This window comes from Couchioplanes azureus (assembly GCF_014648355.1).
GTDB lineage: Bacteria > Actinomycetota > Actinomycetes > Mycobacteriales > Micromonosporaceae > Actinoplanes > Actinoplanes azureus.
In genome coordinates this window covers 34,684-49,066 of record NZ_BMQY01000010.1, presented here as the reverse complement: position 1 = coordinate 49,066, position 14,383 = coordinate 34,684, and the positions used below count along the sequence as shown (strand labels likewise).

Below are 14,383 nucleotides of genomic sequence, written 5' to 3'. Positions count from 1 at the left end.
TGTTTTTCCCGGGCTGTCGTCACCGACCGACCCATCGATCGTTGGGGTGATTTAGCTCGCAGGATCGAGCCGGCCGATGGTGAGCGCCATCCGCAGCGCGAACGCGTCCCGGCCGTCCAAAGGGGACAATCCGGTTACTTCGGCGACCCGCTTGAGCCGGTATCGCACAGTGTTCGGATGCACGAAGAGCTCCCGTGCCGCGCTCTCCAGGACGCCACCCGCGGCGAAGAACGCGTCGAGGGTTTCGAGCAGGCCGCCGCCGGCGCGCGCCAGGGCCCCGTACGCGTCGTGCCGCAGCGCCCGGCGCGCCTCGGAGTCGCCGGCCAGGGCCCGCTCGGGCAGCAGGGCCTCCGCGGCCACCGGGTTGGGCGCGCCGGGCCACGCGGGCGCGGCCCGGAAACCCGCGAGGGCCGCGCGCGCCGACTCGGTGGCGTGATCCAGCGACGGTACGGCGGGCCCGACGACGACCGGTCCCTCCCCGAAGGCGGCGGCGAGCTGTCTGGCGATGGCCATCGGATCCGTGGCGCCGCCCATCACCACCACCAGCCGGTCGCCGTGCACGCCGCCGATGACCTCCACCCGGGCGCGCCGGGCGGCCCGGTAGACGGTGTGCAGCACGGCGGTGTGGTCGCCGCCGGGGGACCGCCCCACCACGACCGCGACCGGCGGGGCGTCCGCCCAGCCCAGCGCCGCCGCCCGGCTGGCCAGCACGTCGGAGGAGTCGCCGCGCAGCAGGGCGTCGACGAGCAGGGCCTGCAGCCGGGCGTCCCACGCGCCGCGCGACTCGGCGGCGCGGGCGTACACCCGGGCGGCGGAGAACGCGATCTCCCGGGAGAACTTGAGGATGGCCTCGGTGAGGGCGTCCTCCTCGCCGGCCGCGGCCAGGTGGGCGACCTGCGACTCGGCGACGTCGATGGTGACCTTGATGAGCTGCACGGTCTGGGTCAGCGTGATCGAGCGGGCCAGCGCGCGCGGCGCCGCGGCGAAGACCTCGTCGGAGATCTCCTGGGTGCCGGCCGCCGTGCCGCCCGAGCGCAGCCACTCGACCAGGGACCGCACGCCGGCCTGGGCGACGAGCATGATCGAGGAGCGCTGGTCGGCCGGGAGCGCCCGGAACCACGGCAGCGTCTCGTCCATCCGGGCCACGCTCGCCGAGGCCAGGGCGCCGGCGCTGCGTTCGACCCGGCGCAGGGTGGCGGCCAGGGGCGGGCGCTTGGCCGTACCCCCGGACCTGTCGCGCTCTGCCACCCGCCCAGCATGTCAGGGGCCCGGTGCGCCGGGGGTGTCGCGGACCACATTGTCGCACCTTTTGGGCACTTTGTCCGTAATAGCGGTGCGCCTTGCCCCCAGTTCCAGTCGGTGACCTGGCATGGTGTCGTCCTAGCACCGCGCGGACCGGCGGCCCGCAGAGGGTCAACCCGGGCGGCGCGGTGCCGATCAGACCGGATACCGGCGACCGGCGGAAGGAGGCGGAAGTGACGGACCACGAGGGCGGACGCCCCGACACGGAGCACGACTCGGAGGAGAAGCAGTCCGCCGCGCCCGACGCTGCCGTGCTCGCCGTGGCGCCGGCCGGCGAGGAGCCGGCGGACGAGGTCCCGCACCGCGTCGGCTGCCGGTCGGAGCTGCGCGGCTGGGCGGGAGCCCACCTGCACGGCGCCGTGCGCCCCCGGCGCCGCGCGGCAGGCCGCGGCCGCCCGCCCGGCCGCTGGTGCTGAGAATTCGCCCGGCTGCCCGGCCGTGGGTCGGCCGCCGGGTGCTCACCCGGTGGGGTGACTGACGGTCGTGCTCCGGCGCGTCCGGTGCCCCGGCCGGTCGGCTGCCGACACGGTGTGCGGGTGGACGACAAGAGACGGCTGATCCTCGACCAGGCCCTGGCCCTCGTCGACGAGCGCGGGCTGGCCGCCATGTCCATGCGAGCCGTGGCCGAACGGGTCGGGCTCACCTCGATGGCGCTCTACCCGTACGTGGGTGGCAAGGACGCGTTGCTCGACGGACTGGTCGACCTGCTGCACCTGGAACTCGGTTCGGCCTACGGAGCCGACCCGGCGGGCATCGACTGGCGGCAGCGCCTGCGGGCGCTCGGCCGGGCGGTCCGCGAGCTGTCCCGGCGGCACCCGGCGGCGTATCCGCTGCTGCTCAACCGCCCGTCGCCCGGGGGATCGTGGCTGACCGCGGCTTTGCGCGGCACGCTGCACGACGCCGGGGTGCCCGCCGCCGAGGTGCCACGGCTGACCCGGATGATCTGCGCCTTCCTGCTCGGCTACACGACCGGCGAGGTGACCGGTGGTCTCCCGCCCGGCCGCCCGGCGGAACCGGAGCCGGACCCGTCCTCCTCCTCCTCCTCCTCCTCCTCCGAGCCGCCGCCCCCGCCGCCCTCGCCTTCGCCGGCCGGGTCGCCGTCTCCGCCGTCCTCGCCTTTGCCGGCCGAGCCGCCGTCCCCGGCTTCCCCGGCTGAGCCGGCTTCCCTGCCCGGGCCCGGGCTGTCGGCCGACGCCGAGTTCGACGCCGATCTCGACGACCTGATCCGCCTCGTGGAGGTCACCGTCCGGGTCGCGTGACCGCCGTTCCGCGCCGCGCCCCCGTCCTCGTGCCCTATAAAGGTGCAAAAGGTACGGAGGGCGCGATGACCGACGACTACGTGGCACAGCGATACGTCCACCTGCGCCGCGCCGCGTTCCTGATGTGCGGCGACTGGGAGCGGGCCGGCGACCTCGCCCGTGCCACCCTCGCCCGGGCACTGACCGATCCCGACGTCGGCGACCTGGACCTCTGGGCCTACGGCGACCTGATGGCCGCGTTCAAGCCCTCCCACGGCCGCCGCGAGCACGTCTTCGTCGCCCCGCCCGAGGCCACCGACCGCGGCGCGTCCGACGCGGACGCGGCCCTGAGCGACGTCTACACCGTGCTGGTGCTGGACGCCCTGCGCCGCCTGTCCCCGAAATGCCGGGCGGTGCTGGTGCTGCACCACTTCTGCCACCTCGCCGTCACCGAGACCGCGGACGTCCTGGGCCTGGACGCCAACAAGGTCACCGAGTACGAGGCGGAGGGGCTGGCCGCCTTCGACGCCCTGCTCCGGGCGACCCAGCCGGCGGTGGCGTGATGGAAGGCCACCACCACGCCGCTGCCGTCTGCTCCCGGGCGGTGGCGTGATGAGTGCCGCCATGACCGCCGTGCTGGAACGGGCCTGTGCGGGCGAGCCGCCCCTCGGCGACGCGGTCGAGGACATCTTCCAGCGCGCGGACCGGCTGCGCCGCCGCCGCGCCCGCTCGGTGATCCTGGCCGGCCTGGTCGCCGTGGTGATCGTCGTGCTGCTCGGATACGCGCTCACCACCGTCCTGCTGCCCGGCCCGAAGCCGCCCTCGGCCGCCGCGGTCCCGGTCGCCCAGCCCCGGCCGTCCGCGGAGCTCGACCCGGTCCTGAAGGTGCTGGCACCGCCCATCGACGCGAAGAACTACCAGATCGTGCCGCGCCCGCCGGCCTCGGGTTCCGGCTGGCGGCAGTACGCGGTGATGGACTCCGACGGGCAGCCGCACGGCATGATCGAGGTGGCCGTCTTCGACGCTCCGGCCGGGATCTGCCTGCCGGTGCTCGCCGACGAGACCGCCTGTGCCCGCCCCGACCGGACCCGGGCCGGCATCGAGTACGCCCGCTACGCCGACACCGCCGACGAGGACTGGCAGGTGCGCCAGGTGATCGCCCGGCGGGCGGTGGACGGCCGCACGGTCGTCGTCCAGGCCACGGGTGAGCGCGGCACCGGCGACGGCGAGCGCGGCGAGCCGCCGTTGACGACCCGCGAACTGGCCGACGCGGCGACCGATCCCCGGCTGCCGGACGCCTTCGGCCTGGGCGAGCGCTGCAACGCGCCCGCCCTGGACTGCCCGATCTTCAAGATCCCGGTCCGCCCGTCCGGCTGACCGGCCCGCCGGTCCACCGGCCCGAGCAGGCGGCGGGGCACGTCCACACGGGAGACCGTCGCCGCTGCGGCGGCTGGGCCGGCTAGACCCGGCGGCGGATCAGGAAGGCGACGCCGCCCAGGCCGGCCAGGACCACCAGCAGCACGGCCACGTTGATGAGGAACAGCCGCCGCATCTGGCTGAACACGTCGCTGCCGACCGCCACGGGGTCCAGCTCCGTCGAGTCCACCTTCTCGCCGATGCCGCCGCCGATGCCGCCGCTGACCACGTCCGGCTTCTCCTTGAGCGGGACGCCGCTCACGCGCAGCGACTCCGACATGGTGAGCCGGCCGTAGAACCAGCCGGCGCTCTTGCGGCCGGCCGGCTGCTTCTCCGGCCGGAACGCCCGCGGCCCGCCGGAGGCGAGCGGGTAGAGGTCGTACAGCTGGGTGGCCTTCTCCCCGGCCAGCACGGTGATGGTGTATTTCGGACCGAGCTTGTCCGCCTTGGGCTTGTTCGTGGTCGGCTCCGCCCCGGAGAGCCAGTTGACCTCGCCGAGCACGCGCTGGAACAGCTCCGGGCGGTCCGCCTGCTGGATGACGATCTTGTTGGCGTCCGTGCCGGAGATCTCGAGGCTGGTGGGCTTCGCCGACGCCTTCGGCGCCGCGGCCGGGGATTCCTCGCGCAGCGGCGGCGGCGCGGCATGCGCGGCCGGTGCGAGCCCGGCACCCAGGACCATCATCGCGGCCAGTACGCCGGTCGCCGAGACCAGCCTTCCGAACATCCCTCGAGCCATCGTCCGGCCTCCCCCGCCAACGTGATGGACACTGCTCCGCCGCGCGCTTCCCCCAGCCTCCCTGTGGAGCCGTCCGGGCGCATCCCGGGGCGATGGCCTTTGGAGCCATCCGGAATCGGTCCTGGGCAGGGTGGGGCAAGCGCTGATCAGCGCGCGAATAGTACCCAGCGATCGCAAGCCATGGATCACCACGTCACCCGTGCTGCTGACAGTCATACCGCTACGACGTTCAGCGATGGCGAGAGCGTGGCCGGATACGGTAATGCGCGCGCCGGAAACCCGGCGCGCGCATTTTCCGTGCGGGTGTGGCTCAGCCGAGCTTCGCGCGGGCGGCCGCGAGGCGGGCGAGGGTGCGCTCGCGCCCGAGGATCTCGAGCGATTCGAAGAGCGGCAGCCCGATCGTACGGCCGGTCGTCGCGACCCGTACCGGGGCCTGGGTCTTGCCGAGCTTGAGCCCGCGCTCCTCGCCGACCCCCTCCAGCGCCGCCTTCAACGGCTCGGCCTTCCACTCGGTCAGGGCGCCGAAGGCGGCCGCGGCGGCGTCGAGGATGTCGCCGGCGCCCTCCTTCATCGCCTTGTTCCAGGACTGCTCGTCGGAGACGGGCTCGTCGAGGAAGAGGAAGTCGACGTAGTCGACGATCTCGCTGAGCACCGCGATGCGGGTCTGCGCCAGCGGCGCGACGGCGGCGAACACCTGGGTGTCGAACGCGGCCGGGTCCCACGGCGGCGCGGGGATCGTCGCGGTGCCGGAGAGCCACGGCGCGCAGACCGCCGCGAACTCCTCCGCGGACAGGGCGCGGATGTACTCGCCGTTGAACGCCCGCAGCTTCTTCACGTCGAAGAAGGCGGGGGAGTGGTTGACGTCGGAGAGCCGGAACTCTTGCAGGATGGTCTCCCAGGGCACGATCTCCCGGTCGCCGCTGGGCGCCCAGCCGAGCAGCATCAGATAGTTGCGCATCGCGGCGGCGAGGTAGCCCTCGTCCCGGTACGACTCCAGCGCGACCTTGTCGCGGCGCTTGGACAGCTTCTGCCGCTTCTCGTTGACGATGACCGGCACGTGCGCCCACACCGGCGGCTCGACCCCCAGCGCCTCCCAGAGAAGCTGCTGCTTGGGCGTGTTGGGCAGGTGCTCCTCGGCCCGGATGACGTGGGTGATGCCCATGGTCATGTCGTCGACCACGTTGGCGAGCAGGAAGACCGCCGAGCCGTCGCTGCGGGCGATCACGAAGTCCTCGATGAGCTTGTTCTCGAAGGTCGGCTCGCCGCGGACCAGGTCGACGACGACGGTCGCGCCCTCGTCGGGCGTACGGAAGCGCAGGGCCCGGCCCTCGCCCGGGCCGAGCGCGCGGTCGCGGCAGAAACCGTCGTAGCCGGTGTGGGTGTTGCCGGAGCGCTGGACGACGTCGTCGCGGCTGCAGTCGCAGTAGTACGCCCGGCCCTCGCCGTAGAGGCGGGTGGCGGCGGCGGTGTGCTCGTCCGCGTACGACGACTGGAAGTGCGGGCCCTCGTAGGTGCCGCGCTCGATGCCGATCCAGTCGAGCGCGGAGATGATGCCCTCGGTCCATTCCGGACGGTTGCGGGCCGCATCGGTGTCCTCGATGCGCAGGACGAAGGCGCCGCCGCTCTGCTGGGCGACGATCCAGTTCTGCAGCGCCGAGCGGGCGCCGCCGACATGGAACATTCCGGTCGGAGAAGGGGCGAAGCGTACGCGTACAGTCACGGACCAAGCCTACGGCGCCGGTCTGCGCTTTCTCCGTCAGGGCACCGAGCGGATCATGACCGCGCCGAGCAGGGTGACGGCGGCGGTGGCCGCGTAGAGGGTGGCGTGGCCGCCGAGGTGAGTGACGATCGGCGCCGCCGGCGCGGGCCCGAGCACCAGGCCGAGTGCCTGCGGCATGCCGATCCAGCTGACGCACATGCCCCCCCCCGCGGGAAACACGAAACTCCCTCGGGCCTTGGAGGATCCGGGTCCCCACCGGAAGGATCGCTTGACCCGCCGCCACGAAACTCGATAACTTACTTTCGGTTATTTAACGAGATTGTGAAGTAAAAAGGAGCAGTGAACATGGGCAAGCTGGTGGCGGTCTCCTATGTGACCCTCGACGGCGTCTTCGAGGAACCGGCCTGGAGCGGCCCCTACTTCAACGACGAGCTCGGCAACTGGCAGGACGCCAACCTCGCCGAGGCCGACGCACTGCTGCTCGGCCGCAAGACCTACGAGGGCTTCAAGGCCGCGTGGCCGCAGATGGAGGCCAGCACCGGAGACTTCGGCAAGAAGATGAACTCCATGCCCAAGCACGTCGCCACCACCACGCTCACCGAGCCCGAGTGGAACGCGACCTTCCTGCGGGGCGAGGTCGCCGACGCGGTGGCCGGGCTCAAGGCCGAGCCCGGCAACCTGCTGCTCAACGGCAGCGCCGACCTGCTCAACTACCTGACCCGGCACAACCTCGTCGACGAGTACCGGCTGATGATCTACCCGGTGGTGGTCGGCGAGGGCCGCCGGCTCTGGCACGAGGGCACCAAGGTGGCCCTGCGCCACACCGGCACCTGGACCACCACGACCGGCGTCGAGGTCGTCACGTACGTCCCGGCCTGACGCCGGCGGGGAAGCGTCCCGGCCCGACGCCGGGACGAAAGAAGGGGGTGGCCGGAGCTCCGGCCACCCCCTTCTCGCGCTCGATCAGCTGTCGCCGCCGGTCTCGCCGACCGGGGCGGCGTTCACGTCGTCGATCGCGTACTTCTTGGCGGCCTCGGCCGGCACGTGCGACGGCACCTTGCCGCGCAGCGCGAGCTGGCGCAGCGTCGCCACCGCCACCGACTCCGCGTCCACGTGGAAGTGGCGGCGCAGCGCGTGCCGGGTGTCGCTCATGCCGAAGCCGTCGGTGCCCAGCGACGTGTAGTCGTTCGGCACCCAGCGGCTGATCAGGTCCGGCACCGCCCGCATCCAGTCGCTGACCGCGATCGCCGGGCCCTCCGTACCCTCCAGCTTGGCCTGGATGTACGGCTTGCGCGGCTGGTCGCCCGGGTGGAGCAGGTTGTGCTCCTCGGCCTCGACCGCGTCGCGGCGCAGCTCGGTCCACGAGGTCACCGACCACACGTCGGCGGCCACGCCCCAGTCCTGGGCGAGCAGCTGCTGGGCCTTGAGCGCCCACTGCATGCCCGTGCCCGACGCGAGCAGCTGCGCCCTGGGCCCGGTGGTCTCCGGCGCCGCCGCATAGCGGTAGATGCCCTTGAGCAGACCCTCCACGTCGACCCCGTCGGGCTCGGCCGGCTGCAGGATCGGCTCGTTGTAGACCGTCAGGTAGTAGAAGACGTTCTCCTGCCGCTCGCCGTACATGCGGTGCAGGCCGTTCTCGATGATGTGCGCGATCTCGAACGCGAACGCCGGGTCGTACGCGACCACCGCCGGGTTCGTCGCCGCGATCAGCAGCGAGTGGCCGTCCTCGTGCTGCAGGCCCTCGCCGTTCAGCGTGGTGCGCCCGGCGGTCGCGCCGAGCAGGAAGCCGCGGGTCATCTGGTCGGCGGCCGCCCACAACTCGTCCGCGGTGCGCTGGAAGCCGAACATCGAGTAGAAGATGTACAGCGGGATCATCGGCTCGCCATGGGTCGCGTACGACGTGCCCGCGGCGATGAAGCTGGCGGTGGACCCGGCCTCGTTGATGCCCTCGTGCAGGATCTGCCCGCTGGTGGATTCCTTGTAGGACAGGAAGAGCTCGCGGTCGACCGAGGTGTAGGTCTGGCCGTGCGGCGAATAGATCTTGCGCGTCGGGAAGAGCGAGTCCATGCCGAACGTCCGCGCCTCGTCCGGGATGATCGGCACCCAGCGGGCGCCGAAGTCCTTGTCCTTCATGACGTCCTTGAGCAGGCGGACGAACGCCATGGTGGTGGCGACCTTCTGCTTGCCCGAGCCCCGCTTGACACCGCCGAACGTCTCCGACGACGGGATCGCCAGCGGGATCGTCGTGGTGCGCCGCGACGGCAGGAAGCCGCCCAGCTCACGGCGCCGCTCGCGGAGGTACTCCAGCTCGTCCGAGCCCTCGCCGGGGTGGTAGTACGGCGGGAGGTACGGGTTCTCCTCGAGCTGCTTGTCGCTGATGTCGAGGTAGAGCCGGTCCCGGAAGCCCTTGAGGTCGTCCAGGGTCAGCTTCTTCATCTGGTGCGTGGCGTTGCGCGCCTCGAAGTGCGACCCCAGCGTCCAGCCCTTGATGGTCTTGGCGAGGATCACCGTCGGCTGGCCGGTGTGCTCCAAGGCCGCCTTGTACGCCGCGTAGAGCTTGCGGTAGTCGTGCCCGCCGCGCTTGAGGTTCCACACCTCGTCGTCGTTCATATGCTCGACCATCTTGCGGGTGCGCGGGTCACGCCCGAAGAAGTGCTCCCGGACGTACGCGCCGGACTCGCCCTTGTAGGTCTGGTAGTCGCCGTCCGGCGTGACGTTCATGAGGTTGACCAGCGCACCGTCGGTGTCGGCCGCGAGCAGCGGGTCCCACTCCCGGCCCCAGATGACCTTGATGACGTTCCAGCCCGCCCCCCGGAAGAACGCCTCCAGCTCCTGGATGACCTTGCCGTTGCCGCGGACCGGGCCGTCGAGCCGCTGCAGGTTGCAGTTGATCACGAAGGTCAGGTTGTCGAGCTCCTCGCGGGCGGCCAGGCCGATCGCGCCGAGCGACTCGACCTCGTCCATCTCGCCGTCGCCGAGGAACGCCCAGACGTGCTGCTGGCTGGTGTCCTTGATCCCCCGGTTGTGCAGGTAGCGGTTGAACCGGGCCTGGTAGATCGCGTTCAGCGGGCCGAGACCCATGCTGACCGTCGGGAACTCCCAGAAGTTGGGCATCAGCCGCGGGTGCGGGTAGGAGGGCAGGCCGCCGCCCGGGTGGCTCAGCTCCTGCCGGAAGCCGTCGAGCTGGTCGGTGGTGAGGCGACCCTCGAGGTACGCCCGCGCGTACATGCCGGGGGAGGCGTGGCCCTGGAAGAAGATGTGGTCGCCGCCGCCCGGGTGGTCCTTGCCGCGGAAGAAGTGGTTCATGCCGACCTCGTAGAGGCTGGCGCTCGACGCGTACGTCGAGATGTGGCCGCCGACGCCGATCTCGGGCCGCTGCGCCCGGTGCACCAGCATGGCCGCGTTCCACCGGATGTACGCCCGGATGCGCCGCTCCACGAACTCGTCGCCGGGGAACCACGGCTCCCGCTCCGGCGGAATCGTGTTGATGTAGTCGGTGGAGGTCAGCGGCGGCACCCCGACCTGTCGCTCCCGGGCCCGCTCGAGCAGGCGCAACATCACGTAACGGGCTCGCTTGGCATCGCGCGAGTCGATGACCTGGTCGAGCGACTCGACCCACTCGTTCGTCTCGTCGGGGTCGATGTCCGGAAGCTGGCTCGGCAGGCCGTCGCTGATCACCGGGCGCTTGCGTTCCGTGGCCACAGGCATTCCTCTTGTCGGGAGTCGGTCCGTGCGCCCATCGTGTGAACCGCACGTGAATGGTTCCATCCTGCCCCCTTGCGGCGGCTTGCGTCACGCCTACGGTCCGGCTACGCGACGCTCGACACAGGTACTGACCAGTAACTTCGTTCAGCCGCTCAGGAAGCTCAGGCGCACCTGGCGCTCGGGGTTGTCGCCGTTGGGATCGACCAGGCAGATCGACTGCCAGGTGCCCAGGGCGATGCGGCCGTCGATCACCGGCAGCGTCGCGTACGGCGCGATCCAGGCGGGCAGCACATGGTCCCGGCCGTGCCCGCGCGATCCGTGCCGGTGCCGCCACTTGTCCTCGGCGGGCAGCAGGTCGTCGACGGCGGTGAGCAGGTCGTCGTCGGAGCCGGCGCCGGTCTCGATGATCGCCAGCCCGGCGGTGGCATGCGGGACGAACACGTGCAGCAGGCCGTCACCCCGGCCCTGGGTGAACCGCTCGGCCTCCCGCGTGATGTCACACACGACCGGGCTCGCGCCGGTCCGGACGGTGATCACCGTGGTGTCCATGACCGGAGTCTTACATGTAGAGGTCCATGGCCAGGAAGGACGCCCCCACGACCAGGAACCACAGTCCGCAGAGCACGACCCGGCCCACCCCGGCCCACACCGTCATCCGCCCAGCCGAGCACGCCCGTACGGGCCCCCGCAGCCGAATCGGGCTCGGTCACCCGGTCTCCGCGCGGTGGCAGAGGCGGCCGGGGTCGGCGATGCTGGGTCGCGTGAGCACCCCGCAGAAGCTCGACGAGCGTTTCCGCGACGCCGTCTCGGCCCTGCGGCCGGGCGCGACCCGCCCCGGCGGCGCCGGAGGGCCCGGCGCCGGCCCCGCCGCACGGCCCGGCGCCGACCCGGTGAGCGAGGGCTCGGCGCTCACCGGCGCCCGTGCCCGCGAGCTGTTCGACGCCCAGTCGACGAGCCGCCACCTCGACCTCGCCGCGCGCTGGCTGCACGGCTTCCACGAGGGTTTCGCCACGCTCGGCTCGTCCGGCCACGAGGGGAACGCGGCCGTCGCCGCCGCCCTGCGCCCGGACGATCCGGCCTTGCTGCACCACCGCTCCGGCGCGTTCTACTGTGTCCGCGCCGCCTCGGCACCGGGCGCTCCGGACGTCGATCCGCTCGCCGAGGCGGCCCGGGACGTGCTGCGCGGCGTCGTCGCGGCGGCCGCCGAACCGCTGGCCGGCGGCCGGCACCAGATCTTCGGCCGGGCCGACCTGCGGATCATTCCCGCCGCCTCGGCGGGGGCCGCGCACCTGCCGCGCGCCGTCGGCATCGCGTACGCCATCTCCGCCGTCCCCGGGCTGCGCGACGTCGAGACGCCCTGGCCCGACGACGCCGTCGCGGTCGCCTCCTTCGGCGGCGCGGCCGTCGACCACGTCGGCGCCACGGCCGCCCTGAACACCATCGGCTGGTACGCGCACACCGGCCGCCGCCTGCCGTTGCTGCTCGTCTGCGAGGACACCGCCGCGCAGGGGTGGGTCGCCGAAACCCTGCGCGCCCGTCCCGGCCTGCGGTATCTCGCCGCCGACGGCTGCGATCCGGCGGCCGCGTACGACACCGCGCGGGCGGCCGTGGACTGGGTCCGCGAGCAGCGCCGGCCCGCCGTGCTGCATCTGAGCACGGTCCGGCTCCTGGGAGCCGCCGGCGGGCATCCCGAGCCCACGCCCGGCCTGGACCGCGATCCGCTGGTCGCCACCGCCCGGCTGCTGGTCGAGGGCGGCTTCGCCACCGGCGAGGAGCTGCTCACCCGCTACGACGAGCTGGGCTGGCAGGTCCGCAAGCTCGCCGAGGAGGTCCTCGGCGAGCCCCGGCTCGCCGGCACGGCCGAGATCGTGGCACCGCTGGCACCCCGCCGTCCGCTGCGGGTCGCCCGGCACGTGACCGACGCCGCCACCCGGGCGAGCGGCGCCGGCTCGGCGGCCCGCGCCCGGGCCTTCGGCGGCAAGCTGCCCGAGCAGGGCGGACCGCTCACCCTCGCCCAGACGATCACCGCCACCCTCACCGACGCGCTGCTCACCCTTCCGGGCGCCATCCTGTACGGACAGGACGTCGCGGGGCGGGGTGGCGTGCACGGCATCACGAGCAACCTGCGCGAGCGCTTCGGCGACGAGCGGGTCTTCGACACCCTGCGCGACGAGACGTCCATCCTCGGCCTGGGAGCCGGCGCCGCACTGGGTGGCCTGCTGCCGATCCCGGAGATCCCGTACCTCGCCCGCCTGCACAGCGCGGAGGACCAGCTCCGCGGCGAAGCCGCCACGATGTCCTTCTTCTCGCAGGGGGCGTTCCGCAATCCCATGGTCGTCCGGGTCGCGGGCCTCGCCTGCCCGCAGGCGTTCGGCGGCCACTTCCGCAACGACAACTCGGTCGCCGTGCTGCGCGACGTACCCGGGCTGGTGCTGGCCGTGCCCGCCCGCGCGGCCGACGCCGCGCCGATGCTGCGCTCCTGCCTGGCCGCGGCGGCCGTGGACGGCACGGTCAGCGTGTTCCTGGAGCCGCTGGCGCTCTACCACTCCCGCGACCTGCTCCAGCAGGGCGACGGCGAGCTGCTGGCGCCGTACGCGCCGCCGGCGCAGTGGCCGGCCGCGCACATCGCGATCGGCCGCGCCCGGACCTATCCGGTGGGGTCCGCCGAGGACCTGACCATCCTCACGTACGGTAACGGCGTCCGGATGTCGCTGCGGGTAGCCGCCCGCCTCGCCGCCGAGGGGTACGGATCCCGGGTGGTGGACCTCCGCTGGCTGAACCCGCTGCCGGCGGCCGACCTGCTCCGGGAGGCCGCGGCGACCGGCCGGGTCCTGATCGCCGACGAGACGAGGCGCTCCGGCGGCGTGGGCGAGGGAATCCTCGCGGCCCTGGTGGACGGCGGTTTCGTCGGGGCGGCCCGGCGGATCGCCGCCGCGGATTCGCCCGTTCCGCTGGGTCCGGCAGCGCACCACGTCCTGATCGGGGAAGATGCCATCACACAGGGTGCCCACGCCCTGCTGGCGCGGTAAATTGCCACACACGCGGTGCGCCACTTGCGCGCAAGCCCCCGAGTGTGTGGACTACCCCCACAGAATCGTCGTGAACAGCAAGGAGGAATTCGACAGTGAGCGCGACCGCTGGTCAGGCCGACGGCGTACGCAGCCTGGCGGACCGGTTCGGCTTCGAGCCGAACATGGTGGTCATGGAGATGGGCTACGACGACGACGTCGACGAGGATCTCCGTGACGCCCTGACCGAACGCGTGGGCGAGTTGGTCGACGAGGACACCGACGAGGTGGTCGACGCGGTACTGCTCTGGTATCGCGACGGCGACGGTGACCTGTTCGAACTGCTCACGGATGCACTGGGCCCGCTCGCAGACAGTGGCGTGGTGTGGCTCCTGACCCCGAAGGCGGGCCGCGACGGCCACGTCGAACCCAGCGAGGTCAGCGAGAGCGCACCCACGGCCGGCCTCCAGCAGACCTCCACGGTGAACGCCGGCAAGGACTGGACCGCGGCCAGGCTGGTCTCCCCACGCGGAGCCAAGAAGAAGTAGCGGACACCCGCACCCGCCGCTGCCCACGTCGCGGCCACCCGCCGCGCGGACCCGCCGCCGCGCGGCCCTGCACCACGGCCGTCTATCGTTACCGGATGCTGATCGACGCGGGCACCGAAGCGCCGGACTTCACCCTCAAGGACCAGAACAACCAGGAGATCACCCTCGCGGACTTCCGCGGCCGCAAGGCGGTCCTGCTGGTCTTCTACCCCCTCGCCTTCACCGGCACCTGCCAGGGCGAGCTCGCCGAGATCAAGGAAAACCTCCCGGCGTACGCCAACGACGACGTCCAGGTCCTCACGATCAGCGTCGACTCCGCCTACAGCCACAAGATCTGGGCGGAACGAGAAGGCTACGACTTCCCCCTCCTGGCCGACTTCTGGCCCCACGGCGGCGTGGCCCGGGCGTACGGGATCTTCAACGAAGAGGCGGGCTTCGCCAACCGCGGAACCTTCGTCATCGACAAGGCGGGCATCATCCGCTTCGCCGAGATGCACGGCCCGGGAGAGCGGCGCGACCAGGGAGCCTGGCGGAAGGCGCTGGCCGAGCTGCTCGCCTGACCGGGTAGGATGGCCACTCCGGCTACTCGGAACAAGCCGGGCGCGTAGCTCAGCGGGAGAGCACTCGCCTTACAAGCGAGGGGTCGCAGGTTCGAAACCTGCCGCGCCCACCACCACGACGACCAGCACGAACGGCGGACACCGATGTCA

14 protein-coding genes and 1 tRNA gene are annotated in these 14,383 nt (G+C 72.3%); 9 read left to right on the top strand and 6 right to left on the bottom strand.

The features are described from left to right. Window positions 1–51: 51 nt before the first annotated feature. Complete coding sequence (locus tag IEY99_RS28065; RefSeq protein WP_189207092.1) at window positions 52–1,248, bottom strand: PucR family transcriptional regulator; 1,197 nt, start codon at window positions 1,246–1,248, stop codon at window positions 52–54. Between the two features lie 227 nt (window positions 1,249–1,475). Between IEY99_RS28065 and IEY99_RS28060 the strand changes: the two genes are divergently transcribed. The 4 genes from IEY99_RS28060 to IEY99_RS28045 all read left to right on the top strand — a co-directional run bounded on the left by IEY99_RS28060 (window position 1,476) and on the right by IEY99_RS28045 (window position 3,917). Then, the gene (locus IEY99_RS28060) at window positions 1,476–1,718 is read left to right on the top strand and encodes a hypothetical protein (protein WP_189207285.1); all 243 of its coding nucleotides are present in this window, start codon (window positions 1,476–1,478) and stop codon (window positions 1,716–1,718) included. Window positions 1,719–1,838: 120 nt separating this feature from the next. Next, window positions 1,839–2,561 carry a TetR/AcrR family transcriptional regulator gene (locus IEY99_RS34590; RefSeq protein ID WP_229799323.1) on the top strand — a complete coding sequence of 241 codons (723 nt, stop codon included), beginning with the start codon at window positions 1,839–1,841 and terminating at the stop codon, window positions 2,559–2,561. Window positions 2,562–2,626: 65 nt separating this feature from the next. Then, window positions 2,627–3,103 (top strand): sigma factor-like helix-turn-helix DNA-binding protein, encoded by a 477-nt coding sequence (locus IEY99_RS28050; protein WP_189207091.1) that lies wholly within the window; start codon window positions 2,627–2,629, stop codon window positions 3,101–3,103. Between the two features lie 49 nt (window positions 3,104–3,152). Then, the gene (locus IEY99_RS28045) at window positions 3,153–3,917 is read left to right on the top strand and encodes a hypothetical protein (protein ID WP_189207090.1); all 765 of its coding nucleotides are present in this window, start codon (window positions 3,153–3,155) and stop codon (window positions 3,915–3,917) included. Between the two features lie 82 nt (window positions 3,918–3,999). On the opposite strand, the gene IEY99_RS28040 is transcribed toward IEY99_RS28045, so the two are convergent. From IEY99_RS28040 to IEY99_RS28030, 3 genes are all read right to left on the bottom strand, one after another. Further along, window positions 4,000–4,680 carry a hypothetical protein gene (locus IEY99_RS28040; RefSeq protein WP_229799322.1) on the bottom strand — a complete coding sequence of 227 codons (681 nt, stop codon included), beginning with the start codon at window positions 4,678–4,680 and terminating at the stop codon, window positions 4,000–4,002. 322 nt (window positions 4,681–5,002) lie between these two features. Further along, on the bottom strand, window positions 5,003–6,412 hold the full coding sequence (gene gltX, locus IEY99_RS28035) for a glutamate--tRNA ligase (protein ID WP_189207089.1): 1,410 nt from the start codon (window positions 6,410–6,412) through the stop codon (window positions 5,003–5,005). A gap of 36 nt (window positions 6,413–6,448) precedes the next feature. After that, complete coding sequence (locus IEY99_RS28030; RefSeq protein ID WP_189207284.1) at window positions 6,449–6,631, bottom strand: hypothetical protein; 183 nt, start codon at window positions 6,629–6,631, stop codon at window positions 6,449–6,451. Window positions 6,632–6,757: 126 nt separating this feature from the next. Here IEY99_RS28030 and IEY99_RS28025 point away from each other — a divergent pair, with 126 nt between their 5' ends. Continuing rightward, window positions 6,758–7,291 (top strand): dihydrofolate reductase family protein, encoded by a 534-nt coding sequence (locus tag IEY99_RS28025; protein WP_189207088.1) that lies wholly within the window; start codon window positions 6,758–6,760, stop codon window positions 7,289–7,291. 84 nt (window positions 7,292–7,375) lie between these two features. Here IEY99_RS28025 and aceE read toward each other — a convergent pair whose 3' ends face one another. Next, on the bottom strand, window positions 7,376–10,114 hold the full coding sequence (gene aceE, locus IEY99_RS28020) for a pyruvate dehydrogenase (acetyl-transferring), homodimeric type (protein ID WP_189207087.1): 2,739 nt from the start codon (window positions 10,112–10,114) through the stop codon (window positions 7,376–7,378). Between the two features lie 147 nt (window positions 10,115–10,261). Continuing rightward, window positions 10,262–10,666: a YjbQ family protein gene (locus IEY99_RS28015; protein ID WP_189207086.1), complete on the bottom strand. Its 405-nt coding sequence runs from the start codon at window positions 10,664–10,666 to the stop codon at window positions 10,262–10,264. A gap of 200 nt (window positions 10,667–10,866) precedes the next feature. Here IEY99_RS28015 and IEY99_RS28010 point away from each other — a divergent pair, with 200 nt between their 5' ends. The 4 genes from IEY99_RS28010 to IEY99_RS27995 all read left to right on the top strand — a co-directional run bounded on the left by IEY99_RS28010 (window position 10,867) and on the right by IEY99_RS27995 (window position 14,346). Beyond that, window positions 10,867–13,146: a transketolase C-terminal domain-containing protein gene (locus IEY99_RS28010; RefSeq protein WP_189207085.1), complete on the top strand. Its 2,280-nt coding sequence runs from the start codon at window positions 10,867–10,869 to the stop codon at window positions 13,144–13,146. Window positions 13,147–13,241: 95 nt separating this feature from the next. After that, window positions 13,242–13,673, top strand: a complete 432-nt coding sequence (locus IEY99_RS28005; RefSeq protein ID WP_071806649.1) for a DUF3052 domain-containing protein — start codon at window positions 13,242–13,244, stop codon at window positions 13,671–13,673. Between the two features lie 95 nt (window positions 13,674–13,768). Continuing rightward, window positions 13,769–14,233 carry a peroxiredoxin gene (locus tag IEY99_RS28000; protein WP_189207084.1) on the top strand — a complete coding sequence of 155 codons (465 nt, stop codon included), beginning with the start codon at window positions 13,769–13,771 and terminating at the stop codon, window positions 14,231–14,233. Window positions 14,234–14,271: 38 nt separating this feature from the next. Further along, window positions 14,272–14,346: transfer RNA gene (locus tag IEY99_RS27995), tRNA-Val, on the top strand. Window positions 14,347–14,383: the final 37 nt, after the last annotated feature.